Origin of the sequence: Paracraurococcus ruber (assembly GCF_004353985.1) — a bacterium.
Taxonomy (GTDB): domain Bacteria; phylum Pseudomonadota; class Alphaproteobacteria; order Acetobacterales; family Acetobacteraceae; genus Paracraurococcus; species Paracraurococcus ruber.
In genome coordinates this window covers 1-1523 of the sequence record NZ_SMOA01000552.1, presented here as the reverse complement: position 1 = coordinate 1523, position 1523 = coordinate 1, and the positions used below count along the sequence as shown (strand labels likewise).

Sequence of the window (1523 nt, the reverse complement as noted above, 5' to 3'; positions counted from 1 at the left end):
CGCGCCGGCCGCCGCGGCGGCGCTCGGCCGGCCGGTGCTGGTCGGCCTCGGCGTGCCGCCGGAGATGGGCGAGGGCAGCGCGCAGGCCCGCTTCCGCGCCTCCGAACCCGCCCGTGCCGGCCTTGCCGGCCGCCTCGGCCATGCCGCCGGGGAAGTCGTGGTGGAGGCGCTGCGCCGCGCCGGCCGCGGCGTGACGCGCGAGGCGTTGGCAACCGCCCTCGCCGGCCCGCCCTTCGAGACCGGGTCGCTGCCGCCGCTCCGCCTGACCGCCGGCGCGCGGGGCGGCGAGGGCGTCCGGCTGTTCCAAGTGGACGCGGCGGGGCGGCTGCGGCGCGGCCCCGCCCTGGCCGATTTCGCCCTGTCCGATGCCAGCCTGCCCGATGCCGCGGGCGATCCGCCGCGGGACGCGGCCCGACACGCCTCCCCTGGCCGGTCCGCCGGCCAGCCTTCCGGCACTCCCTAGGAACCCATCACCCATGTCCCCCCGCCGCTCCGGCCCCGGCCGGATCCCGCGCAGCCGCCGTCCCGGCTTCACCCTGGTGGAGCTGCTCGTCGTCCTCGTCATCCTGGGGTTGCTGGCGGCCGTCGCCGCGCCGCAGGCCATGCGCTACCTCGGCGGCGCCAAGCAGGATGCGGCGAAGCTGCAGCTCCAGGGCCTGGCGACCGCGATCGACCTCTACCGCCTGGATGTCGGCCGCTACCCCTCGCGCGAGGAAGGGCTGGCCGCCCTGACCCAGCGCCCGCCGGGGCAGGAGCGGTGGAACGGCCCCTATGTCCGCAAGGCCGAGCAGCTCCAGGACCCCTGGGGCCGGCCCTGGCGCTACCGCGCCCCCGGCGAGAACGGGCCCTACGACCTGTTCAGCCTCGGCGCCGATGACCGCCAGGGCGGCGCGGGCGAGGACCGCGACGTGACGAGCTGGTAGCGATGCGCGCCCCGGGCTTCACCCTGATCGAGACGCTGGCGGTGCTGCTGGTCGCGGCGTTGGCCGCCACGGCCCTGCCGCGGCTGGCCGGCGCAGGCCAGGGCGGGATCGCCCGCGCGGCGGTCGAGCAGGTGGCGGCGGTGCTGCGCGAGGCGCGGATGGAGGCGCGGGCCAGCGGCCGGCCGGCGCAGGTGGTCCTCGATACCCGCGACGGCCTGCTGCATCCGGCGCGCGGCGGCCGGCGCGCCCTGCCGGCCGGCGCGGCGCTGCTGGTGGAGGGCGCGGCGGTGGCGGCGGATGACGCGGGGCGGATCGCCATCCGCTTCGACCCGGAAGGCGGCTCCACCGGCGGCCGGGTGGTGGTGGCGGTCGGTCCGGCGCGCGCGGCGGTGGCGGTGGACTGGATGACCGGCCATGTCCGCTAGGGCCTGCCTGCACGGCCTGCGGCGCCGGATCGGCGCGGCGGGCCAGGCGCTGCGGCATGGCGTTCGCCGGGCGGCATGGTCCGTCGCCATGCGAAGCGTGGCATTCGCCCCGGCAGCGGCCGGGCCGGAACGCCCCCGCCGCGCGCCGCGCTCCGCGCCCGCCTGCGCCGCGGGC

At 79.4% G+C, this 1523-nt stretch carries 3 protein-coding genes; all 3 read left to right on the top strand.

Features of this window, described 5'->3' with window-relative positions:
* The coding region (locus E2C05_RS33705; RefSeq protein WP_205083252.1) for a hypothetical protein at window positions 1–463 on the top strand (463 nt) is incomplete at its 5' end.
* A gap of 13 nt (window positions 464–476) precedes the next feature.
* On the top strand, window positions 477–923 hold the full coding sequence (gspG, locus tag E2C05_RS31675) for a type II secretion system major pseudopilin GspG (RefSeq protein ID WP_133223571.1): 447 nt from the start codon (window positions 477–479) through the stop codon (window positions 921–923).
* Window positions 924–925: 2 nt separating this feature from the next.
* Complete coding sequence (locus tag E2C05_RS31670; protein ID WP_133223570.1) at window positions 926–1348, top strand: GspH/FimT family protein; 423 nt, start codon at window positions 926–928, stop codon at window positions 1346–1348.
* The last annotated feature ends 175 nt before the right edge of the window (window positions 1349–1523 follow it).